At 70.4% G+C, this 22984-nt stretch carries 16 protein-coding genes and 1 pseudogene; 3 read left to right on the top strand and 14 right to left on the bottom strand.

Annotated elements, in window-relative coordinates; genetic code table 11:
* Positions 1 to 101: 101 nt before the first annotated feature.
* From K8556_RS08730 to K8556_RS08710, 5 genes are all read right to left on the bottom strand, one after another.
* The gene (locus K8556_RS08730) at positions 102 to 2606 is read right to left on the bottom strand and encodes a VIT domain-containing protein (protein ID WP_223739561.1); all 2505 of its coding nucleotides are present in this window, start codon (positions 2604 to 2606) and stop codon (positions 102 to 104) included.
* 114 nt (positions 2607 to 2720) lie between these two features.
* Complete coding sequence (locus tag K8556_RS08725) at positions 2721 to 3845, bottom strand: slipin family protein (protein WP_223739560.1); 1125 nt, start codon at positions 3843 to 3845, stop codon at positions 2721 to 2723.
* 579 nt (positions 3846 to 4424) lie between these two features.
* The gene (locus K8556_RS08720; RefSeq protein WP_223739559.1) at positions 4425 to 5090 is read right to left on the bottom strand and encodes a class I SAM-dependent methyltransferase; all 666 of its coding nucleotides are present in this window, start codon (positions 5088 to 5090) and stop codon (positions 4425 to 4427) included.
* 37 nt (positions 5091 to 5127) lie between these two features.
* Positions 5128 to 7278 (bottom strand): glycogen debranching protein GlgX, encoded by a 2151-nt coding sequence (gene glgX / locus K8556_RS08715; RefSeq protein ID WP_223739558.1) that lies wholly within the window; start codon positions 7276 to 7278, stop codon positions 5128 to 5130.
* Between the two features lie 136 nt (positions 7279 to 7414).
* Positions 7415 to 8683 carry a hypothetical protein gene (locus K8556_RS08710; RefSeq protein WP_223739557.1) on the bottom strand — a complete coding sequence of 423 codons (1269 nt, stop codon included), beginning with the start codon at positions 8681 to 8683 and terminating at the stop codon, positions 7415 to 7417.
* Between the two features lie 180 nt (positions 8684 to 8863).
* Between K8556_RS08710 and K8556_RS08705 the strand changes: the two genes are divergently transcribed.
* Entirely contained in the window at positions 8864 to 9076 is a 213-nt protein-coding gene (locus K8556_RS08705) for a hypothetical protein (protein WP_223739556.1), read from the top strand.
* A 152-nt stretch (positions 9077 to 9228) separates the two neighbouring features.
* Here K8556_RS08705 and K8556_RS08700 read toward each other — a convergent pair whose 3' ends face one another.
* The 3 genes from K8556_RS08700 to K8556_RS08690 form a co-directional block, all read right to left on the bottom strand.
* Positions 9229 to 9807, bottom strand: coding sequence for a hypothetical protein (locus tag K8556_RS08700; RefSeq protein ID WP_223739555.1), 579 nt, complete (start codon positions 9805 to 9807; stop codon positions 9229 to 9231).
* A 223-nt stretch (positions 9808 to 10030) separates the two neighbouring features.
* Positions 10031 to 10744 carry a hypothetical protein gene (locus K8556_RS08695; RefSeq protein ID WP_223739554.1) on the bottom strand — a complete coding sequence of 238 codons (714 nt, stop codon included), beginning with the start codon at positions 10742 to 10744 and terminating at the stop codon, positions 10031 to 10033.
* Between the two features lie 4 nt (positions 10745 to 10748).
* On the bottom strand, positions 10749 to 13316 hold the full coding sequence (locus K8556_RS08690) for an RND family transporter (RefSeq protein ID WP_223739553.1): 2568 nt from the start codon (positions 13314 to 13316) through the stop codon (positions 10749 to 10751).
* Between the two features lie 377 nt (positions 13317 to 13693).
* Between K8556_RS08690 and K8556_RS08685 the strand changes: the two genes are divergently transcribed.
* Both K8556_RS08685 and K8556_RS39715 read left to right on the top strand, forming a co-directional pair.
* Positions 13694 to 16183, top strand: coding sequence for an RND family transporter (locus K8556_RS08685; protein WP_223739552.1), 2490 nt, complete (start codon positions 13694 to 13696; stop codon positions 16181 to 16183).
* 58 nt (positions 16184 to 16241) lie between these two features.
* Positions 16242 to 16817 (top strand): annotated as a pseudogene (locus K8556_RS39715) (sterol desaturase family protein); the annotation flags it as partial.
* Positions 16818 to 16842: 25 nt separating this feature from the next.
* On the opposite strand, the gene K8556_RS08675 reads toward K8556_RS39715, so the two are convergent.
* The 6 genes from K8556_RS08675 to K8556_RS08650 form a co-directional block, all read right to left on the bottom strand.
* Positions 16843 to 17481, bottom strand: coding sequence for a phosphatase (locus K8556_RS08675; RefSeq protein ID WP_223739551.1), 639 nt, complete (start codon positions 17479 to 17481; stop codon positions 16843 to 16845).
* Between the two features lie 19 nt (positions 17482 to 17500).
* Entirely contained in the window at positions 17501 to 18496 is a 996-nt protein-coding gene (locus K8556_RS08670) for a hypothetical protein (protein ID WP_223739550.1), read from the bottom strand.
* Positions 18486 to 19727, bottom strand: a complete 1242-nt coding sequence (locus K8556_RS08665) for a GtrA family protein (protein WP_223739549.1) — start codon at positions 19725 to 19727, stop codon at positions 18486 to 18488. The genes K8556_RS08670 and K8556_RS08665 overlap by 11 nt, the downstream gene beginning before the upstream one ends.
* Positions 19720 to 20655, bottom strand: a complete 936-nt coding sequence (locus tag K8556_RS08660) for a phosphatase PAP2 family protein (protein ID WP_223739548.1) — start codon at positions 20653 to 20655, stop codon at positions 19720 to 19722. Before K8556_RS08660 ends, K8556_RS08665 begins: the two co-directional genes overlap by 8 nt.
* Positions 20633 to 21967: an inositol-3-phosphate synthase gene (locus K8556_RS08655; protein WP_223739547.1), complete on the bottom strand. Its 1335-nt coding sequence runs from the start codon at positions 21965 to 21967 to the stop codon at positions 20633 to 20635. The genes K8556_RS08660 and K8556_RS08655 overlap by 23 nt, the downstream gene beginning before the upstream one ends.
* Positions 21968 to 22397: 430 nt before the next feature.
* Positions 22398 to 22916: a pyridoxamine 5'-phosphate oxidase family protein gene (locus K8556_RS08650; RefSeq protein WP_223739546.1), complete on the bottom strand. Its 519-nt coding sequence runs from the start codon at positions 22914 to 22916 to the stop codon at positions 22398 to 22400.
* Positions 22917 to 22984 lie beyond the last annotated feature (68 nt).

Genomic DNA, 22984 nt, shown 5'->3' with positions numbered 1-22984 from the left:
CGAAGGACTCCTCGCGGCCGGGTGCGAAAGCAACCAGCCCCGCGCCGGTGAAGGCGCGGGGCCGAAACGGGCCGCCAGGGTATCCGAGATTGATTCGCGGGTCAGTCACGCCGAGCGTGGATGACGCGCAGCGTCTCCCGGCGCTCGAAGCGGTTGCCGGCGGCGTCGCGGGCGACGAACACCAACTCGTAGGAACCGGCGGGCGTGCCCTCCGGGATGACCAGCGACTTCGTGAAGCGCAGGCCGTCCTGCGAGTCGAAGAGGTGCTGGTCCTCGCCGAAGAGGTCGCCGTACACGCTGACCTCCTGCGTGGCCTCCACCGCGTCCACGTCCAGCGTCAGCGTGTCACCGGCGGCGAGCTCCTTCTGGGAGAGGACGACGTCGAAGTCGTTGCCCTTCGAGTCCAGGCGGTAGCGCACCTCGCTGCGCTCCACGCGGCCGTCCGCCAGCTCCGCGATGATGAACACGGTGTAGTAGCCATCCGCGACGCCCAGCGGCACGAGGAACCGGCCGCGCCAGGAGCGGGTGAGGTTGTCGAACGTGAGCGGCTTCACCAGGCCGAAGGGGAAGTAGGCGGTGACGCGGCGGGCGTTGCGCGGGGCGCGCACGGAGATGATGGGGTCGCCGGGGGGAATCTCCTCGCGGCTGAGCGCGCCGGAGACCATGCCGTCGGGGAGCTGCACGGGGACCATCTCGCGGACCATCTCACCGTCGGGGTTCGTGCGGGCCACCTGCTCCACCGCGACGAAGGACGTGTAGCGGCTCATCAGGTGGTACTGGAGCGCGGTGTCGGTGATGCCCTGGATGATCTCGGGCGTCTCGCCACGGTAGCCCTCCACGGTGAGCTCCTCGATGCGCTGGCGGGCCCAGAGGCTCTTGAGCGAGTCGTGCTCCGGGGCCACTTCGGGGAAGTGCACGGGCACGTCGAAGTGGCGGACCTGGCCCCGCACGCGGCCGGAGATGCGGAGGACGCCGTCACCGGTGCCCGTGAACCTGCCCACGAGGAACAGTGGCTGGCCGGCGAAGAGGTCCGGCACGGACTTGGGGTACACGTCGCTGACGGGCAGGCCGTCCGTGTCCACGTGGACGGAGGTGAGGACGGGGCCGCGCATGCGCTGCTCGAACTCGCGGGCGACGTCCTCCTCCGGGCGGTTGAGGTTGACGAGCGTGGAGGCGCCGCGGCCCAGCTCGCCCATCTTGGTGATGAGGTAGCGGTTGGTGCTGGAGCCCACGCCGGCGGCGAAGATGCGCGTCTCTTCACGGAGGTGCTCCTGGAGCGTGCCGAGCACCTGCTCGTCACCGCCGATGAGGCCGTCCGTCATGAAGAGCACCATGCGCAGGCGGGCGGGGTCGTTCGGGGGCAGCATGGCTTCACGGGCGGCGATGTTCACGTCGGTGCCGCCACCGCCCCAGAAGTTGGCGACGTAGGGCAGGGCGTTCTGGATGTTCTCCGGCGTGGCGGGGACGGCGGTGGGCGCGAACTTGGTCACCTGCGTGTCGAAGTTGAGGACCTGGAAGGTGTCCTCCGGCATCAGGTGGTTGAGCACCTCCTTCGTGATGGCCTTGGACTTCTCGATGGCGAGGCCGGACTGCGAGCAGGACGTGTCGAGCACCATGTAGAGCTCGCGCGGGACGATCTCCCGCTGGGTGGGGGACAACTGCGGGTTGAGCATCACCAGGAAGTAGCCGTGGTCCGCGCCGGGGGCGCGGTGCATGAGGACGGCGGGGCGGATGAGCGCGTCGGCGACGACGTACTCGAGGATGAAGTCCTTGTTGGGGATGCGGTCATCGCGGCCCAGGCTCACGGTGGCGCGGGACGGTCCGTCGCGCTTCACGTCCACGCGGTGGGTGGTGGAGCGCAGCGAGTGGACCGGGAGGCCCGCGTCCAGGCGCACGGTGAGCTGGATGTCATGGCCGCTGCGCGTGTCGGTGAGGACGGGGGGCGTGATGCGGCTCGCGTCGGGGACGGAGGTGGTGTCGGGCTCCACGCCTTCGCCCTGGCGCGTGGGCAGCGGCGCGCCGCCGATGAAGCGGGGGGCCACGACCATGGGGAAGCTGAGGCGGTAGGTGCCGGCGTCGTAGGTGAGGCGCTCCACGTAGTGGATGCGCACGCGGATGGTCTCGCCGGGGAGGATGTTGGCGACGGACTGGGTGAAGATGTTGGGGCGCTCCTGGTCGAGCAGCGCGGCCGTCTTGCCCTCGGCCTTGGCGCGCTCGTAGGTGTCGCGGGCCTGCTCACGGGTCTGGATGACGCCCGTGATGACGCGCTCGCCGATGTGCATCTCCATGCCATCCACGGCGGCCAGCTCCGGCAGCGGGAAGACGTAGAGCGCTTCGAGGGGAGCGGAGTAGGGGTTCTCGAACACCTGCGTCACGGTGACGGAGGCGAGGAACCCGCTGACCTCCGCGGCCACCTCCGTGTGCTTGAGGCTGAAGGTGCGCGGCTCCGTGTCCGGGCACGCCGTGTCGGGCTGCGCGCGGAAGCGGGCCACCAGGGTGCCCTGGGCCACGCCCGCGGTGGGCGAAGCAGCCGGGGGACAGGGTTGCTGCGCAGCGGCCGGGGCGGCCAGAAGACAGACGAAGAGCGTGGCGAGCAGGACTCGCATGGTCGGGAACCTTGGTTTCAGGGTGTGCCCGGGGACATTGCAGCCCCCGGGCCAACCCCGGTTCCCCTCTGAGAAGACAGGCTGTGTGGCTGTGAAGCCACACAGCCGTGTGTGTCAGCCGCCCTTGAGCTGGAGCGTGGGCACCGCGCCCTCACCGAGCACGAGGTGCACCTGACCCACCTTCGCGGCCAGGTCCTTGTACGCCTCCAGTTCCTTGAGCCGCACGAGCAGCGGGTTCTCCGCGAGCACCTTCGCCGTCTGCGCCATGGAGCGCGTCGCCGCCGTCTCCTCGCGCCGCAGGATGACGTTGGCCTCCGCCTCCTTCTGCGCCTGGATGACCCGGTTGAGCAGGTCCTTCATCTCCTTCGGCAGCACTACGTCCTTGATGCCGAAGCGCAGCAGCTCCAGGCCCACGCCCTCCGCCCCCGACTTCACCTGCGCGTACAGCTCCGTGGACACGGCCTCGCGCGCGGTCAGCAACTCGTCCAGCGTGCGCGTGGACACGGCCTCGCGCGCCGCGAGCTGCATGGCCAGGTAGAGGATTTCATCCGGCGCCCGCGCCACCACCGCCAGCCGCCGCGCGTCCACCACCCGGTACGCCGCGGACAGGTTGAGCCGCAGCGTCACGCGGTCCTTCGTCATCACCTCCTGGCCGGTGACGTGGAGCAGCTTCTCGCGCAGGTCGATGACCGCGAACTGCACCTTGTGCGCGACCGTCCACGCCGCGTGACGGCCCGGCGGCAGCACGGCATCCAGCACGCCGTTCACGTACCGCAGCGCCACCGTGCCCTCCGTGGCCGTGGTCTCCACGTAGTCGCTGGCCGGAATCAGCGCGCGCACCTCGTCCCGCGGGGGCTCCGTCGCCACCCCGGACACGTCCACGCGCTCCACTCGCACCGTCGGCGTCTCCGGCCGACCGGTTCGACCGGGCAGCCGCTGCGCCGTCCACACCTGGTGCTGGCCCCGCCCCAGCCACCGCACCGGCTGGCCGTGATGGAAGACCACCGCGCGCTCGTCCGCGCCCAGCTCCAGCACCTGGAGGTCCTTCTCCGGCACCAGCGCGAGCTTCGCCTCATCCAGCCGGGTGACCGGTGGCTCCAGCGGCACGCGCTCGAAGCGGACGGTCTGGAACGGACGCACCACCCAGTGCCGGCCCGGCCCCAGGTACTGCTCCGCCTTCCCGTTCACCACCACGAACAGCCGCTCGTTCTGCGCCACTTCCACCCGACCAATGCCCATGACACGTCACCTCGACGACAAGAAAAGGAGTGCAGCCCGGCTGCTGGGAAGAGGACCCCGCCGCCCCACGGGCGCGTCGCGCGAACAGACCGTCCGGATCCGCGTTCAGCCTCCCGGGCTTCCGCACCGGATGCCGGTCACGGACGGCGACCGGAGCGCTTCCGCGAACAGCACGGAAGCCTCCAGAGGCCCTGGCGACCGGCCAGTGTGCGGCGTGGGGAGGAGGACGCGGTGGACTCGCGTTGGCACCAGCGACAAACGACGGGGTCCCGGGCGAACGAAGGATTCGAACCTTCGACACCGAGATCTTGAGTCTCGTGCTCTACCAGGTTGAGCTAGTTCGGTTTTTGCCCAGCAAAGGGCAGCCATGCGCGCCTCACGGTGGCGCGCGACCGGTACGGCCTTCGATAGCGGCAGGAACACCCGGCGGTGATGGCCGTGAGGAACGTCCGAGTGGCATGCCCTGGCGCAAAGCGCCCGCGCATGGAGTCGGACGCCTCGGGACAACCCCGTGCGCCCCCTGAAGTTCGCCGACGGGGCCACCAGACGCGAGCGTGCGGAAATCCTGACGGCACCCCTTCAGCCGCGCGTCACGTCCCACCAGCCGAACCACATCACGCGCTCCTCGGCCATCAGCTCCCAGCCGGGTCCGTGCACGTACCCACGCACCCGCAGGCCCGCGGACTCCACCGCGCGCGCCGTCTCCTCCGCGCTCCACAGGTGCAGCGTCACGTCCGTGTCCGCCGTGCGGGCCCGGCGCGTGGACGCCTCGTGCGCCTCCAGCCCGGGCCTGCGCTCCAGCACCGTGAACAACATCCGCGCGCCCGGCTTCAGCACGCGGCCCAGGTGCCCCAGCACGCGCGGCAGGTCGTCACAGAAGTCCAGACACCCAATCACCAGCGCGACGTCGAACGTGCCCAGGTCCTCCGGCACCGGCTCCATGTAGCTGTGCACGCGCCACGTGCCCGCGGGCCGCGCGCGCTGCGCCAGCTCCAGCATCTCCGGCGCCAGGTCCAGGCCCACCACGTCCACGGACGCGTCCAGGCCTCGCGTGTGCAGCGCCGGGCCGCAGCCCATGTCCAGCACGCGCAGGCCCGGCTTCATCACGTCCGCGAGGAAGCGCTCCACCCGGTCGCCGTAGCGATGCAGGGACGGGTAGAGCACCTCGTAGGCGGAGGCGATCTCCCCGTACACCCGCGCGACGGCGGCCTCTTCCCTCCTGCCGCCGTCGTCCTCGTCCGCCATGCCGTGCGCTCCTCGAAAACAAGGTGCGCACGCTCTATCACGCCGCGCCGTTGAACCCCGGTCCAGGCTTGCGGAACACCGCGAGCGACCGCCCGGCCATCTCGAACTTCCCGGGCTTCATCTCCTCGCCGCCGCGCTTGTCGTCCGCCGTGTACAGCTCCAGCCGCCACGCGCCGCCTTCGCCCGGCGGCGGCACCGTGAAGGTCACCGGCTCATGGTGCGCGTTGAGCAGCACGAGCAGCGAGTCGCCGCTGACGCGCTGGCCGCGCTCGTCCGGCGTGGGGATGGCGTCGCCCCCCAGCAGGAACGCCAGCGAGCGCACGAAGGGCTTCTGCCAGTCCTCCGCGCCCATCTCCGTGCCGTCCGGCCGGAACCACGCCAGGTCCTTGTGCTCGGACTCCCACAGGTGCTCGCCCTGGAAGAAGCGGCGGCGCTGGAGCACCGACTGCCCGTGGCGGAACTGGATGAGCTTGCGCGTGAACTCCAGGAGGTCCTGGCGCGTCGTGTCCAGGTTCCAGTCCACCCACGACAGCTCGTTGTCCTGGCAGTAGGCGTTGTTGTTGCCATGCTGCGTGCGGCCCATCTCGTCGCCCGCGACAATCATGGGCACGCCCGTGGACAGGAACAGCGACGCCAGCAGGTTTCGCTTCTGGCGCTCGCGCAGGGAGATGATGTCGGTGTCGTCCGTCTCTCCCTCCACGCCGCAGTTCCACGCCTGGTTGTCATCCGCGCCGTCGCGGTTGTGCTCGCCGTTGGCCTCGTTGTGCTTGCTGCTGTACGTGACCAGGTCGTGCAGCGTGAAGCCGTCGTGCGCGGTGACGAAGTTGATGGACGCCTGCGGACGCCGGCGCGCCGCCGCGAACAGGTCCGCGCTGCCCGTGAGCCGGTAGCCCACCTCCGCGGCCTGGTTCTCGTCGCCCTTCCAGTACTTGCGCAGCGCGTCCCGGTACTTGCCGTTCCACTCGTGCCACGGCGACGGGAAGCCGCCCACCTGGTAGCCGCCCAGGCCCACGTCCCACGGCTCCGCGATGAGCTTCACGCGGCCCAGCACCGGGTCCTGGTTGATGATCTGGAAGATGGGCGCGTTCGGGTCGTAGCCGCCCTTGCCGCTGCGGCCCAGCACCGTGGCCAGGTCGAAGCGGAACCCGTCCACGTGCATCTCCTCCACCCAGTAGCGCAGGCTGTCCACGATGAAGCGCGCCGTCTGCGGGTTGGACGCGTTGAGGCTGTTGCCGCACCCGGTGAAGTCCAGGTAGTGCCGCGCCTCCGGCATGGTCCAGTAGTACGACGCGTTGTCGATGCCCTTGAACGACAGCGTGGGCCCCAGGTGGTTGCCCTCGCACGTGTGGTTGTAGACGACGTCGAGGAGGACCTCGATGCCCGCCGCGTGCAGCGCCTTCACCATCGCCTTGAACTCCGCCACCGCGCCGCCCGGCGTCTTGCGGCTGGCGTAGTGCTGCTCCGGGGAGAAGTAGTTCAGCGTGCTGTAGCCCCAGTAGTTCGACAGGCCCTTGTCGTTGAGGAACGAGTCGTCCGCGAACGCCTGCACCGGCAACAGCTCCACCGCGGTGACGCCCAGCTTCTGCAGGTGCTCGATGATGGCCGGCGAGCCCAGGCCCGCGTACGTGCCGCGCTGGTGCTCCGGCACGCCCGGGTGGCGCATGGTGAGGCCGCGCACGTGGGCCTCGTAGATGACCGTCTTGCGCCACGGGATGTCCAGGCGCCGGTCGTTGCCCCAGTCGAAGAAGTCGCTCACCACCACGCCCTTGGGCATGCCGGCCGCGCTGTCGCGCTCGTCGCGCATCAGGTCCTTCTTCGGATGCTCCAGGGGGTAGCCGAACACCGGCTGCTTCCAGTCCACCTCGCCGTACAGCGCCTTGGCGTAGGGGTCGACGAGCAGCTTGTGCGGGTTGCAGCGGTGCCCCTTCTCCGGCTCGTAGGGCCCGTGCACGCGCAGGCCGTACAGCGTCCCGGGCTCCAGGTCCGGCACGTAGCCGTGCCAGACGAACTCGGTGCTCATCGGCAAGTCGAAGCGTTCGATCTCCTTCGTCGGGTCCGCCCGGTCGAAGAGACACACCTCCACGCGTGTGGCCACCTGCGAATAGACCGCGAAGTTGGTGCCCGAGCCGTCGAAGGTCGCGCCTCGCGGCCAGGGCTTGCCCGGCCAGATCTCCCGCTTGCTGCTCATGCGTCTCACTCGATTCCGTGGGGAAACTGCCGCCGGAATGTGGGTGCGACTGCGCTGTGCGGCAAGACGTCCGGGTGCGCTGACTGTCCACCGGGCGGCGCTCTGGCAAGTGGTCGGTGCTGAAACAACCTGCCCGTCAGGCCGCGACGGCGTGGTCCAGCGAACGCCAGGTGCCCAGGGCCCAGTCCTGCTCCTCGGGATCATCGAAGCTGACCACGCAGAGGGCGCGGCGGCTGCCGGAGCGGCACAGGGCCGTCAGCCGGCACTCGCCGGGGCCCATGTGCAGGGACGCGCGGCCGCTGACGCGGGCGCCGTGGTGCTCCAGCTCCAGGGCCTTGCGCTCCGGGCTGGTGGGCGCCAGTGGCTCCTCCGCGGAGTCCTCCAGGGGCACCACGCGCACGGTGCGGCGGTGGTCGCGGGCCACCCAGCTTCCGTCGCCCAGGCGCGCCTCCGCCAGCGAGCCGGGGATGCGAATCTCCCAGCCCTCCGGGAGCGCCACCTGCACGGAGCCCCGCCGGTAGCCGATGGACGGCCCCACGCCGGGCGACTCCAGGGCGCGGCGGTGGACCTCCTCCGCCACCGTCCCGCCCAGGCCCAGGTAGCCGAGCACCTCCTGCCACTCGCGCCACGGGTAGGGGAGCGAGGGGTCCTCGCGCCAGGCCTGCTCCAGCAGCCGGGCCACGTCGCGCAGGCGCTGGCGCTCCTCTTCCAGGAGCGGCGGGCGCCAGACGACGTCCGTCCACAGGCGGCACAGGGCGCGCGTGAAGCGCTCGCGCGCGTCCACGCCGGGGTTCCACCAGGGGAACACGTCCGTGCCCTGCCGCGGGTCCTCGTGCACGGTGCGCAGCCAGCGCTCGTCGCGAGGCCCCATGGGTGTGAGCAGCGCGCCCGGGTGCTGGAAGGTGTGGCCGAAGCGCATGGACAGCGCGAAGCCGGAGTTGCCCAGGCTGCGCATGCGCAGCACCTGACCCACCGAGTGCTGGAGCCAGCCCAGGAAGTGCTTCTCCACCAGGTCCACGTCGCCGCCGTGGAAGTAGCCCGTGGCGTCGCCCACGCCCACGTCCTCGTCGGGCGGGGCCCAGGAGATGCCGTACAGGTCGCCCAGCCCCTTGAGCAGGTCCACCAGGTAGCGGTGGTAGCCGGGCCCCGCGGCGCTGGTGTCCGCGGACACGACGACGCGCTCCTGGGTCGCCGCGAGCAGCATGACCTCCGCCGCGGCCGGGTGCAGGCGCAGGTGCAGCACGGGCGCGCCCTGCGGGCCGTCCTCGATATGGCTGCTCTCCAGCACGCCTTCAGCCACCTGCTGGAACCAGGCCTCCACGCGCTGAAGCCAGGGCAGGGACGCCTCCGGGGGGGCGAACAGCGGATCGCTTGCTCCTCGTCGGCCTGCCAGCAACAGCTTCATGCGTTGGACGCTTTCGGTGATGGGTGCGCGCTGCCTGGACCTCTTTGGATAAGCCCCCGCCCGCTCCCTGTCATCCAAGAGAGACGCATTCTGAGGCAGGGGACCATGCGGGCGGGGGGGCGCCCGGTGGCGCAATGCCCCCGCCCACCCCAACCTGAGAGGGGAAAGGAGGCGTTCGTCATGAGCAAGAGCAAGAAAGACGTGCTGCACATCCCCTTGGAGGACCTGCCTCCCGCGCGCGAGGCCGGGACGGAGGAGGAGCGGCGGGAACGCCACGTGCCGTCCACCTTCGACCCGGGTGGAGGTCCCGGCAACGGGCCGGGGGACAACGGGAGCCCGCGCATCATCGAACCGGTGGGCCAGCCCTTCTCGCCGGGCGTCAAGGTGACCTGAGCCTCCCAGGAACCGGTTGTCTCCAGACCCCGCTGACGCCACCGGGCGTCGGTGGGGTCTCGTTGTTCGCGCGCGAAGCGCCGCCGCTGGAAACGGCGAAGCGCCCGCGACCGTGAAGGCCGCGGGCGCTTCCAGGGACAGCCCGAAGGGGCCTAGCGCGTGGTGCCGTTGTTGGGCGCCATCGTGCCGGTGGAGTCCGGCACCGGCGTGGTCATGTTGCCCTTGGCGCCGGAGTTGTTCGGGTCCAGCGTGGAGTCGTTGGGCAGGTCGCTGTCGTCCGGGATGGCGCTGTCGTCCGTGTCCATGCCGGAGCCGCCCGTGCCCGGCTCGGTCATCTCGCCGTCGTGCACGCCGGGCTCGGCCTCGCCGGTGCCCGCGCCGCCCGTGCCCGGATCCATCGTGCCGTCGTCGTTCGCGGGCGGCAGCGTGGAGTCATCCGTCGTGCCGGAGCCGCCGGTGTCCATGTCCGACGGAGGCATCGTCGGGTCCTGCGACGTACTGCCTGTGTCGTAGCCGGAGCCGCCGCTGCTGGGCGGCGGCGTGGTGGTGGTGCCGGAGCCGGTCGTGTCCGTCCCCGTGCCGCTGGAGTCCGTGCCCATGGTGGAGTCGGAGGCCGGCGCCGGCTCGGTGCCGCGCGTCGCGGACTGGTCCGACTTACAGCCCGTGCCGAGCGCGAGAGCACCCGCGAGAACCGCCGCCACCGTGAGCTGGGTCTTCAGGAACTTCTTCATGTGGATTCCCCCGATAGGAGTCTGACTGCTTGAAAGGTCCTGGCTGCCTGCAGGACCGAAGGTGAGCAGGCCCCGGGGTGTGTGCAGGGGTGGCTCATCCGCCTGCCTGCTCGGGGGACGGCAGGGGCGGACGCGAGGGGTGGGTTGCGCGGAAGGGGGTTGTCCTGCGCGCGTCAGGCCCGGTGGCCTGGAGTGCGAGCCGGCGAGCCCGGGCCTCGGGGGCTCAGGGGCTCGGAGGCTGGGTCACGTTGCCGCCGCCAATGGGCGTCACGGAGTTGCTGGACGTGTTGCTGTCCGGCGTCAGCGTGTTGCCGCCCGGCGACAGCGTGGTGGTGGGCTGGGAGCCCGTGATGGTGGGCGGCGTGAGGCCGGTGGCCGGCGGCAGCACCGCGCCCGTGCTGGACATGGTGCCCGTCGGGGTCCCCGGCGTGACGACGCTGGTGGAGGCGCCCGGCGCCAGGGTGCCGGGGGTCGTCGTGGCGGGCGGCATCAGCGCGCCCGTGGTGGCGGTGGAGCCCGTGGAGCCCGCCACGGTGGAGCTGGTGCCGGGGGCCAGCACCGCGCCGGTGCCCGTCACGGTGGTGGCCGAGCCGGGCGCCACCACGGTGCCTCCGCCCGTCACGGTGGTGGCGTTGCCGGGGCTGGACGGCGCGGTGCCGGAGAGGGACGGCTGGGCGCTGTAGGGCTGCGGAATCACCGCGCCCGTGCTCGTGCCGGCGCCGCCGGTGCCCGTGTTCGCGCCGGTGATGTCTCCAATGGGCTGGGTCACCGGACTGGCCGACACGCCGCTGAGGGGGGCGGGGGTGCCCGCAGGTGCTCCGGGGTTCGGCTGGCTGGTGGTGATGGCGCCCGCGGAGTTCGGATCCACCTGCGCGTGCGCGGAGCCCAGCGCCAGGGTGCCCGCCGCCACGCTCATCCAGATCCATTGTTGGGACATCGCTCTACTCCTCGCGGGTATGGGGCCAGACGGGCGACACCCCGGCCTGATGGGAGGGCGTGGGCCGGTGAGGACCCTGGCCGTCCTCCATGAGTTGCTCACCCCGGAGCCTCGGGGGAACCGCACGGCGGCGGCGCTTGCGGTCGGAGAGCACCAGCAGCAACGCCGGGAAGGTCACCAGCATGATGAGCAGGTTCATCCCGAACCCCACGTTCGCCAGGGCGCCAATCGAGTTGAGGCCCGGGTGGTCCGCGAGCAGCAGCGCGCCGAACCCCACCGCGCTCGTGAGCAGGCCGCCGCAGATGGCCTTCCCCGTCTCCGAGTACACCCGCACGAAGTCGCTGCGCGGCGACGCGAGCCGCGTGATGAGGTGCACGCCCGCGTCCACCGTCGTCCCGATGAGCACCGGGATGACCAGGATGTTGAGGTAGTTGAACTCCATGCGCAGCAGCGGCATCACCCCCAGCACCGCGAACAGCGACACCACCGTGGGCATCAGGCACAGCAGCGCGAGGCGCAGGCCGCCCAGCGTCACCCACATGGCCAGCAGCACCATGAGCGTGGAGCCCAGCAGGATGAACGGCGCCTCGTGAGACACCAGGTTGAAGATGTCCGCCTGCACCATCGCCTCGCCGGCCACCACCGCGGGCCGGCCGTCCGGCAGCGTCATGCCGCGGACCTCCTTCGCCATCCGGCGCATGGCCCGTCCGTCGGACTGGTCCGCGGAGGGGTACACCAGCACGAAGCCCGTGCCCGGGCCGCCGCGCCCCTGGAACTGCTGCCGCACGCTGGAGGGCAGGTCCGCCTCCGTGAAGGGCTTCGCCCGCACCTGCCTGCGCAGCTCCGCCAACTGCCCGCGCTGCTCCGGGGTGAGCTGCCCTTCGGGCACGTCCTCCACCAGCTTCCCGATGTCCTTCAGGATGGCCTGCTTCTCCGCCTGCCGCTCCGGCACCAGGCTCGCGAGCGCCGCGACGAAGTCCACCGTGGAGTTCGCGCCCAGCCGCCGCTTGCGCTCCTGGAGCTCCCGCACGACCGCGGCCTCCTCCGCGCGGGAGCGCGTGAGCACCACCAGCGGGACCTGCGAGTAGCCGATGAGCTGGTTGACGGCGCGGTCCAGCACGAACGAGTCCAGGCGCTGGTCCTGCAGCGAGCCGATGTCGTAGTCGAACCGCAGGCGCGGAATCTGCGTGAGCAGGCCCGCCACGACGAGCGCGGACACCGCCGTGAGCAGCCCGCGCCGGCGGGTGATGACGCGGCCCAGCGGCGCCTCCGTCATCTCCGTGGCCTTCGCGCGAGGCCTCCAGCCCCAGCGCGCCCCCAGCCCCAGCACCGCCGGCAGCACCAGCACGTACGCCAGGATGAGCACCAGCATGCCCACGCCCGCGATGACGCCGAACTCGCGGAACGCCGTGAGCCTGGACGTGCCCAGCACGAAGAAGGTGAGCGCCGCCACCAGCGCGGACACCAGCGCCGCGCCGCCCGTGTGCATGAAGGACTCGCGCGTGGCCTGTTCGGAGGAGCACCCCTCTCCGCGCAGCGTGAGGTAGCGGCCCAGGAGGTGGATGCCGTGCTCCACGCCCAGGCCGCCCAGGATGGCGCCCAGGAAGGCCGTGAGCAGGTTGACGCGGCCGTACGCCACGCCCACCAGGCCGTAGGTCCACGCCAGGCCCGCGCCCACCGGCGCCAGCACCATCCCCACCGCGAGCACGCTGCGGAAGTGCAGGAACAGGTAGAGCAGCACCAGCACCGTGGCCACCGTGGAGGACACCGCCACGTCGCGGGTGATCTGCGCCTGCTGATCCATCTTCTTCTGGAACGAGCCGGTGATGGACGTGTGGAAGCCGGGGCCGTACTTCGACAGGTCCTCGCGCCGCAGGACGCCCCGCACCTCCTGGATGATGTTCGTGGAGAAGGTGAGGTCCGCGGACGACACCTCCGGCTTGGCCAGCACCACCACGCGGCGCGCGTCCGGGTCCAGGTAGTAGTCGCTGGGGTGGCTGGACAGGCGCGTCACCGCGCCGCCGCCGTACTTCTGCTCCAGGTCGGAGAAGTCCAGCGGCGGGGGCGGCTCATCGTCCAGCGACACGAAGAGCGGGTTGGCCCGCGCCTTCTCCCAGGTGAGGCGCGCGTCGATGCGGCGCTCCACCTCCCGCAGGTCCTCGGGCGACAGGAAGTAGAGCGCGTGGGCGCGGAAGAAGCTGCTGGGGCGGGTGATCTCCACGTAGCGGATGCCCGGCAGCGCCTCCAGCTTCGGCGCCACGTCCTCCGCGAACTTCTGGAGCTGCGCCGGGTCCCCGTTCTCTCCCACCACCACCACCCACCCCTGGGCGCCGAAGCGCTGCTCCAGGGTGTGGATGGCCTGCACGCTTTCGAAGGACCGGGGCAGCAGGTCCACCAGGTTCGCGTTGAGGGTCAGGTGGCGCGCGGACAGCAGCCCCAGCACGGACAGCACCAGCGCGCAGACGAGCGCCGTGAAGGGGCGGCGGTGGTTGTGCGCAGCCAGCGCACCCATCGCGCGCTCCACCCGGTGCATCCACGCGCGCTCCGCTGCTGAAGACGGGTTCGAGGCCATCGACCATGCCCCCCAGCGGCGCCTGCCTCCTGGCAGGGCCCATGTCGAAGCAGAAGCTGGCCACGCCGCGATCCTCCGACACGACGGCGCGAGGGGTCGCTCCGCCCGTCCGCCACGTCTGGAAGGGTGGGGCAAAATGCCTCAATCCCCAGAGGAGAAGCGGATCCCCTGGCGGGCTTCGCGCCCGGGCGGCATACATGGCGGCGTTCGTTGATGCGCCTCTTGTTCCCCAGGCCGGGCATGCGGCCAGTGGAGGCCCCGGGCCGATGCCTGGACGCACGGTGGCCCGAGGCATATACGCGTGAGCGGCCCGGTTCGTTCGGGCTCAAGGTTGTCCCCGGCCGTCAGGCGCGGGCTTTCAGCAGGAAATCACATCCATGAGTGAGACGCGGTGGTCCGGACGGTTCGAGGCGGCGATGGGCTCCCTGGCGGCCCGCAGCCACCAGAGGCCCTGGGTGGCGCTGTTCGTGACGCTGGTCCTGACGGGCCTCGGCACCTTCTTCGCGCGCGACCTGCGCCTCAACGCGGACCTGGCCAACCTGCTGCCCAAGTCGTTCCAGTCCGTGCAGGACCTGGAGAAGCTGCGCACGCGCTTCGGCGGCCAGGGCAACGTGGTGGTGGCCGGCATCGGCGCGGAGCCCGAGCAGCTCAAGCAGTTCGTGGATGACATGGCGCCGAAGCTGGCGACGCTGTCGGAGATCCGCTTCGTCAACGCGCAGCGGCCCAGCCAGTTCTTCGACGAGCACGGCCTCTACTACGTGGACCTGCCGGACCTGAAGACCATCGAGGAGCGCATCGACGCGAGGTTCGCGTGGGAGAAGGAGCAGGCCAACCCGCTCTTCGTGCGCCTGGAGGAAGAGGCGCCCCCGTCCCTGGACTTCAGCGACATCCAGAAGAAGTACACCGGCGGCGCGAACATGCGGCTCGCGGGGCAGGGCGGCCTGTACTACCTGGATCAGCAGGAGCGCATGGTGGTGATGCTCCTCAAGGCCCGGGGCTCGTCCGCGGACCTGGGCTACTCCAAGACGGTCATCGCCCAGGTGGAGGACTACCTGGCGAAGCAGGACCTGTCGAAGTACGGCCCCGGCTTCCGCACGGAGATCACCGGCACGTTCAAGAAGAAGATCGACCAGCAGGCGGTCATCACCGGCGACCTGGCGCGCGCGTCCACGCTGGCGCTGGTGCTGCTGCTGGCCTACCTCATCTTCCACTTCCGCAGCGGCCTGTCCGTGGGCCTCACCATGGTGCCGGTGGTCGCGGGCCTGTCGTGGACCTACGGCTTCGTGGGCGTCGCGTACGGGCAGGTGAACCTGCTGACGGGCTTCCTGGCGGCGGTGCTGGGCGGCCTGGGCGTGGAGCACGGCATCCACCTGCTGGGGCGGTGGGGCACGCTGCGCTCGGAGGGCATGACGTCGGAGGAGGCGGTGCGGGAGACGTTCCGGCACACGGGCTTCTCCGCGCTCATCTCCGCGCTGGTGGCGGCGCTCACGTTCCTCAGCCTGTCGTGGTCGGAGTTCAGGGCGTTCCACGAGTTCGGCGTCATCGCGGCGGTGGGCATGATGGTGAGCGTGGCGTCGTACCTGCTCATCCTGCCGGCGCTGCTGGGGCTGGTGTCGCGCTGGGGCTGGGTGCCGCGCGAGCACCAGTCGCAGTCCGGGCCCATGGCGATGCTGGCGCGCTTCCTGCCGCGCCGCTACCGCGCGGTGGCCATCGTCATCGGCGTGGCGCTGGTGGGGCTCATCAGCCAGGCGTACCGCGTGAGCTTCAACTACGACTCCACGAAGCTGGATGACGTGTCGCTGCCGAGCGTGCGGTTGGACCGGCGCATCGACCACATCCTGGGCTACTCGGCGACGCCGGTGGTGGTGCTGACGGACTCGGAGCCGATGGAGCGCGAGGTGGTGAAGCAGCTCCAGGCGCGCAAGGAGAAGTACGGCAAGGACTCCACCATCGACTTCGTGGGCGCGCTGGAGGACCTGGTGCCCCAGCACCAGGAGGAGAAGCACGCGCTGCTCCAGTCCATCCACCAGAAGCTCCAGCGCATCGACCCGGAGCGCGTGGACAAGGCCCAGCGTGACGACCTGGTGCGCGCGGTGAAGATGACGGGCGCGAAGCCCTTCACGCGCGAGGACCTGCCGGTGAGCCTGCGCCGCCAGTTCGAGCCCGCGGCCGGCCAGAAGGGCGGCGTGGTGCTGGTCTACGCGAACGTGAGCCTATCGGACGGCGCGGGCACGCGGCGCTTCACCAAGGAGGTGCGCAACCTCCAGATGCCGGACGGCAGCCAGGTGTCCGCGGCGGGCGAGGCGCTTATCCTGGCGGACATCCTGGACATGGTGGCCTCCGAGGGCCCGCGCATCCTGGTGGCCGCGGTGGTCAGCGTCTTTTTGGCCATGTGGCTGACGCTGGGCTCGCTGCGCAACGCGGTCATCTGCATGCTGCCCACGCTGCTGTCCATCGCGGCGCTGGTGGGCCTGATGTCCCTCATGGGCCTGCAGTTCAACTACCTGAACATCGTGGTCATCCCGGTGCTCATCGGCACGACGGTGGACGCGGGCGTGCACCTGATTGAGCGCCTGGGCGAGCCGGGCGCGGACTTCGTCACCGTCTACGCGGAGACGGGCCGGGCCATCACGGGCGGCCTGCTCACGAGCGCCATCGGCTTCCTGGCGCTGGTGTTCGCCAAGCACCCGGGCCTCAACTCCATTGGCGACCTGGCCAACCTGGGCTTCGCGGTGAACATGGTGGTCGTGCTGGTGGGCTTCCCGGCGCTCCTGCTGCTCGTGGACCGCTGGCGCAACAAGCACAGCAGCGCCACGTCCACCCCGGCGGCCGGCGGCGACGAAGGCCAGCGCCCCGCGGAGAGCTGAGGCGCCCGGGGAGGGCGGGGCCGGTCCGCAAGGCAACACCGCGGAGGGACGAACGGGCATGGGCACCCGGCGGTCCCCGGCCCCACCTTCGTCCTGTATGGGGCGCTCATACTTCAGGTATCAATCTGGCCGGATGTTCGAGAACGCCTTCCTCGAGGCGGCCTCGAAGCTACACCCCGCGGTGCCGGTCCTGCTCTACGGCCCGCTCACGCTGGGCCTGCTCGGGTGGGGGCTGTCAGGGGGACGGACGACGGTGGGGCGGGCCCTGCTGTTCATCCCGCTGGGCCTGCTGACGTGGATCCTCATGGAGTACTGCATCCACCGGTTCTTCTTCCACTGGGAGGGCAAGGGCCCGCTCAGCCGGCGGGTGCATGAGATTGCGCACGGCTACCACCACAAGTACCCGGACGACTCGCAGCGCCTGGTGATGCCGCTCATCGTCACCGTGCCGCTGTCCTCGCTCATCGGGGTGTCGCTGTGGTGGGTGGGCCGCCCGGCGGAGATGCTCCCGTACTTCGTGGGCATCGTCTGGGGCTACGTGACCTACGACACGCTCCACTGGGCCACGCACCACCGCACGCCGCGCACGGCCTGGGGCAAGGCGCTGCGCGCGCACCACATGGCGCACCACTTCGCGACGCCGGACCGCAACTTCGCCATCAGCAACCGGTGGATGGACGCGCTGATGGGGAGCGGCGGGCGGCGGGCCCCGCTGCCCAGGCCGCCTTCTCCGGAACGCCCGTCCACGCGGCCACGAAGTCCGCCAGACCGCGCAACTGCCGGTCGTTGAGCGTGGCCTGCCAGCGCGCGTGGCGCACCGCCCGGTACGCCTCCGGCGCGTCCCAGCCGCGCGCCACCATGACCGCCAGGCCCATCAGCGGGCCGCGCCCCACGCCGTGCTCGCAGTGCGCGTACAGCACGCCGCCCGCGTCCAGCCGGGGCAGCGCCCAGTTCACCCCTTGCGACAACTGCTCCACGGACGGCGGGTAGCGGTCCGTCACCGGCAGGTGGAGCAGCTCGATGCCCAGCGCCGCCAGCGCCTCGCGGTCGTCCCAGCGCTCCGCGCGCAGGTCGATGACACAGGTGATGCCCCGGGCCTTCAACTCGCCGTAGCGCGCGCGGGACACGCTGCCGCCCACGTGCAGCCACGGGTTCACCTGGGACACGTTGAGGGCGCGCTTGCCGGGCAGCTTGGTGGTCCACTCCACCCCGCGCGCCACCACCCGCAGCACCTGCTTGCGCACGAACCCCCGGACCCCGGGGACGTGATGCACCGACCGCAGCAACGACTCGCTCACGCTGAGAACCCCTGCTCCGCTACTCGCCTTCCAACGTCACTTCCATCAGGCCGTCCACCGGCGCCTTGCCCGGGCGCTCCATCACGCCCCGCAGCAGGTACGTCACCGGCGAGCCCACCATCGGCCGCACCAGCCCGCTCAGCACGCCCAGCGACTCCACCGGCGCGCTGCGCTGGAGCAGCGACGTGCCCTTGAGCGTCACGGCCGGCTTGCCGTCGCGGTCGGTGAACTCCGCCCGCCAGGTGCTCTTGTCCTTCGTCCCCGTCTGGTTGAGCGTGAAGGACTCCAACAGCCGCGCGTCCCCCTGGTCCTCCCAGAGGTACACCGGCGCGTAGTCGCCGCCCTGGCCCTCGCGCCCCAGCACCACCGCGTAGGGCGGCCCCTTGAGCGCGCGGAAGCGCACCCAGCGCTTCGCCACCTTCGCCGGCGCCACCGTGCTGCGCGAGTGGTCCACGTACCCGCCGCCCTTCAGCGTCACCGCCTCTTGCTGTGGCACGCGCAGCTTCACCGTCACCGGGCTGCCGGCCAGCACGACCTCATGGCGGTAGCGGTCCTTGCCGCTCTCCACCACGGAGCCGTCCGGCGACCACGGCTCCGGCTTGCGCGCGTACTCCAACTGCACCCGGCCGTTGTCCAGGGCCGCGTCCACCGTCAGGCCCGTGTCCGAGACCCGGGCGGTGCACTCCCCCAGGGTCAACTGGTCCAGGGCCGCGTTGTAGCTCCAGTCGTTCGCCCCCAGGCGCTTCTGCGGCGCCCAGGCGCGCTTGCCCGGCCGCAGGACCGTGGCGCGGCAGATGCCCGTGCGCGACCCCGGGCCGATGTTCGTCACCGTCAGGTTCACCGACACGTAGGTGCCGTCGTCCGCGTCCGCCACGAAGGTGAAGCTCTCGCCGTACCGGTCGCTGGAGTCGAAGGACACCTTCAGCACGCCACCCGCCGCCGCCACCCCCGGGAGCGAAAGCAGGGCCCCCACCAGCAGGGCCCTCAAGCCGCGGGCGAGCGCGTCACGCCGCATGGGGCCGCTGCTCCAGGAGCTCGTCCGAGGTGTCGTTGAAGACGTAGTCGCGCTGCAGCGGCAGGTTCCACGCGAAGTACACGACGCCGCGCACCACCCACCAGCCCAGCGTGTACGCCAGTTGCGGGTGCAGCGTGAGCAGCGCCACGCCGCCCGCGTTGAGCAGCGCGCTGGTGGCGCTCACCAGCGTGTAGCGCGCCAACTGCGGCGCCACCGCCCCCTGGCTGCGGAAGGTGATGACCCGGTTGATGGAGTAGTTCACCACGCCGCCCAGCACGCAGCCGGCCACCGTGGCCCACACCGGGGAGATGCCTCCCCACTCCACCATGCCCAGCACCGCCACGAAGTCCACCGCCGTGGCGATGGCGCCCGCCGCCGCGTTGAAGCCGAACAGCGCCACACCCGAGCGCTGCGTCACCGGCTTCTTGGGCGTCAGGGCCCGCACCAGCGTGCGGAAGCGCGACACCGCCGTGACGTTGCTCAGGATGGCCACGAATACCAGGCCCGCCACCGCCAGCCAGTGCATGGGGTGCTTCTGCTCCGGCCAGAACAGCGCCTCCAGGATGGGCGACAGCGCCGTGCCCACGCCCAGGAACAGCACCCGCTCCAGCCGCTGCATCGCGCCGTCGCGCACGCTCACGCCCAGGCCTTCCCCCTTGGCGCGCACGTACGGCACCAGCGAGGAGCCCATCAGCGCCCCCAGCGCGGGCAGCAGCACCCAGGTGTCCCGGTAGTACCAGGCCAGGCCCATCAGGATGGCGGAGTCCACGTACCGGTCCAGCACGGAGTCCAGCGCCGCGCCCGCGGGGTTCGCCTCCTTGCGGGTGCGCGCCACGCGGCCGTCCATCACGTCCAGCACGCCCGCGAAGAGGAACAGCCAGCCGCCCAGCGCGAAGCGGCCCGCCGCCACCGCCACGCCGGAGGACACGCCCAGCAGGCCCGACAGCATGGACAGCGCGTTGGCCGGCAGGCCCGAGCGCAACAGCACCGTCCACAGCGGCTGGATGACCCAGAAGAAGTAGTGGCGCAGGAAGAAGCCCACCAGCACCGACTTGCCGCGCGTCAGCGTCTCCGCGTCCCGGGGGATGCCCTTGATGGCACACCGGATACAGAAGAGCACCAGGCCCACGAGGAAGTACGCGACCGCGAACAGCGCGGGCGCCAGCGCGGTCCAGATGCGCGCCGAGGGGGACAGGTCTCCACTCAGCAAGGCCAGCACGTTGTCATGCACGGGTGTTCCCTCCAGACGGCAGGGTCATGGGCGCCACTCCCGGCGCTTCCACGGCCCGTCTTGCGAAGACAGCCCTCACGACGACGTAGGCCACGACCGCCGCGGTGGCTCCCGCGAGCACGTCGAGGACGTAGTGGTGCGTGAGATACACGGCGGAAAAAGCGACGAGCAGCGCGAACAGCCCGGTCCCCACCCGCCAGGCGGGGCCCTTGTGCCACATCACGAGCACCATCATCAGCGGGTAGGCCGCGTGCAGCGACGGCATGGCGCCGAAGACGTTGGGGTTGCGGCCGTAGAAGTTCGCGAAGTACTGGATGCCGAAGAAGGCGTCGAAGCGCGCGGTGCCCGCCGGACTGGGTGGCGCCGCCAGGTCCGCGAGCCCCGGCCCGTACTTCAGGATGTACCAGGGGGGAGCCGCGGGGTAGATGACGTAGGTGACCACGCCAATGGCGTTCACCACGAAGAAGGCCCAGCACAACTGTTCGAAGCGTGCGTCCTTCTTGAAGAAGAACCACAGCGCCACGAGGAAGACCTCGTAGATGTAGGCCGCGTAGGCCCAGCCGCACAGCAGGTCCAACGGCGTGTTCGGGTGACGCGACCACCACTCGGGCCAGTGCGTGCCGCCCGGGGCGGGGAACAGCAGCTTCTCCAGGTTCCACAGGTCGCCCGTGTGGATGGTGCCGCGCACCCCCAGCCACAGCGCCTGGCTGTCCAGAATCATGCCGGTGAGCCACAGCGGAAACGCGCCGCGGAGGAACCGCCGCGGGCCGGCGCCGGCCCAGGCCAGCACCACCAGCAGCAGGTCCGCCGCGACGTGCTCCCACCGGACCCTTCCGGTGGAGACGACCAGCGCGAAGTGGCCCGCCGCCATGACGGTGACGAGCCACTTGAACGCGGAGTCCTTCTTAGCGGGAGAGCGGGAGGTCATCCCCGTAGTAGTCCATCCCCAGGTGCGTGATGGGCTCTTCGCCCGCGACGACGCGCAGCGTGTTCTTCAGCTTGGTGAGCTGGATGAACAGGTCGTGCTCCACCGGCAGGCCCGGGTGGGCCATGGGGCTCTTGAAGTAGAAGGACATCCACTCCTGGATGCCCCGCCACTCCAGCCGCTTGGCCAGGTCCATGAACAGCGCGATGTCCAGGACGAGCGGCGCCGCCAGGATGGAGTCGCGGCAGAGGAAGTTGACCTTGATCTGCATCGGGTAGCCCAGCCACCCGGTGATGTCGATGTTGTCCCAACCCTCCTTCGCGTCGCCGCGGGGCGGGTAGTAGTGGATCGACACCTTGTGCGAGTACTTGTTGTACAGCTCCGGGTACAGGTCCGGCTGCAGGATGGTGTCGAGCACGCTCGACTTGGTCACTTCCTTGGCCTTGAAGGCCTGCGGATCATCCAGCACCTCGCCGTCGCGGTTGCCCAGGATGTTGGTGGAGAACCAGCCCTCCAGGCCCAGCATGCGCGCCTTGAGCGCGGGCGCGATGACCGTCTTCATCATCGTCTGGCCGCTCTTGAGGTCACGGCCCGCCACGGGCACGCCCTCCTGCTTCGCCAGCTCCTGCAGCGCCGGCGTGTCCACGCTGGCGTTCGGCGTCGCGTTGGCGAACGGCACGCCTTCCTTGATGGCCGCGTAGGTGTAGAGCGCCGTGGGGTTGATGTCCGGGCTGTTCGCGTCCAGCGCCTTCTCGAAGTTGGCCAGCGTCTGGAAGGCCTCCGGCAGCGGGCGGAAGGTCTCCACGCTGCTGCACACCACCATCACGGCGCGCTTGGCGTTGAGCTCCTTCTTGAAGTCCCGGATGTCCTGGCGCAGCGCCTCGATGCTCTCGCGGTGCGTCTTGGTCGCCTTGACGTGGTTCGCGGCGATCCGGCGCACGAACTCCGGATCATGCACGCCCGGCTTCGGCTTGATGCCCTGGAGGAAGGGCTTCACCTGCTCCAGGTGCTTGTCCGTCAGCACGCCCGAGCGCACGGCCACCTGGTAGGCGTCCTCGCTGATGATGTCCCACGCGCCGAAGACGACGTCATCCAGCGTGGCCAGCGGCACCAGCTCGTTGAGCTTCACGGTGCGGCCGTCGGTGCGCTTGCCCAGACGGGCCGTGCCCATCTGCGTGAGCGAGCCGATGGGGGCGCCCTTGCCCTGCCGCGCCAGCTCCACACCCGCCATCAGCGTGGTGGAAACAGCGCCCAGGCCCGGGATGAGCACCGCCAGCTTGCCCTCGGGCTTCGCGACCTTCTTCTTGTTCTCCATCGTCCTGATTCCTTCGAAAGGCGGGAAATCGCTCCGCCCAATGAGCGTCTCCGAGTCCGTCCATCCGGCGCCGGCAGGAATGCCGGACGGAAGGTGGAAAATCTCGAAAGCGGATGGTTGATACTCTAAACCGTCTGTCACTTCAACGTGATGTGCGGGACGGTGCCCGGCTCGTACCACGGCGGCGCCCGGCTGCATGACTCGGGCCGGGGCTGGGTTACAAGCCAGGACGAACGGCGCTGTCAGAGAAACAGCAACCACGGGACAAAAGTCTCACCCACCACGGCAGGCTCACTCGGGTGCGCCTGCCGGGTGGGCCGGAGTGGTACGGGTCTGAGCCTGTCCTGCTTTCACACACCCCCTGACACACGTGTCAGGTTTCAAGAGGGTGGGAGCCGCCGGTCTTCCGGCGGCCCTGTCCGGGTTCCCGTCAGTTGTGGCGGGGGGCGCCCCGGTCGAGCTTCTGGTTGTCACCGGGGTGGTACCTGTCGCCGGTGAGGACGGCTTTCACGAAGCCGACCAGTTGGACCATCTTGCTGTTGGGCGTGTCCCAGTACTCGGCCTTCTCGACGGAGACGCGCAGCAGGGCCAGGTTCGGATCATCCAGCCCCTGGGGGAACCAGGCCTTGAGGGCGGGGTTCCACAGCTCCTTCGCCTTGGCCTTGTCGCGGATCAGCGTGCAGCGGCCGCTGACGGACACGTACCGGTCGCGGGTGGGGTCGGCGTAGGCGAGGCTGACGTGGTGGTCCTTCCGCACCTCGTCCACCTTGTGGGTGTGGTCGTTGGTGAAGAACCACAGCTCCCCGTCGAAGTCCTTGTCGTAGGTCCACATCGGCCGGCTGCGAAGGCTGCCGTCGGTGTCCACCGTCGTCATCATCGCGACCTTGATGCCGTGGATGAGCTTGCCCAGGTGCTCCACCACGTCCTGCGGACTCTTCGTCGTCGTCATGTGCTCGCCTCCCTTGGCGGTTGAAGGTAGGCAGCGGTCGGGCGGCGAACATCGTCCGCGCCGCCGGG

This window comes from Corallococcus sp. AS-1-12, from assembly GCF_020036995.1.
Taxonomy (GTDB): Bacteria; Myxococcota; Myxococcia; order Myxococcales; family Myxococcaceae; genus Corallococcus.
Note: the sequence above shows the minus strand (reverse complement) of the source record. Positions and strands in the feature narration are given on the sequence as shown.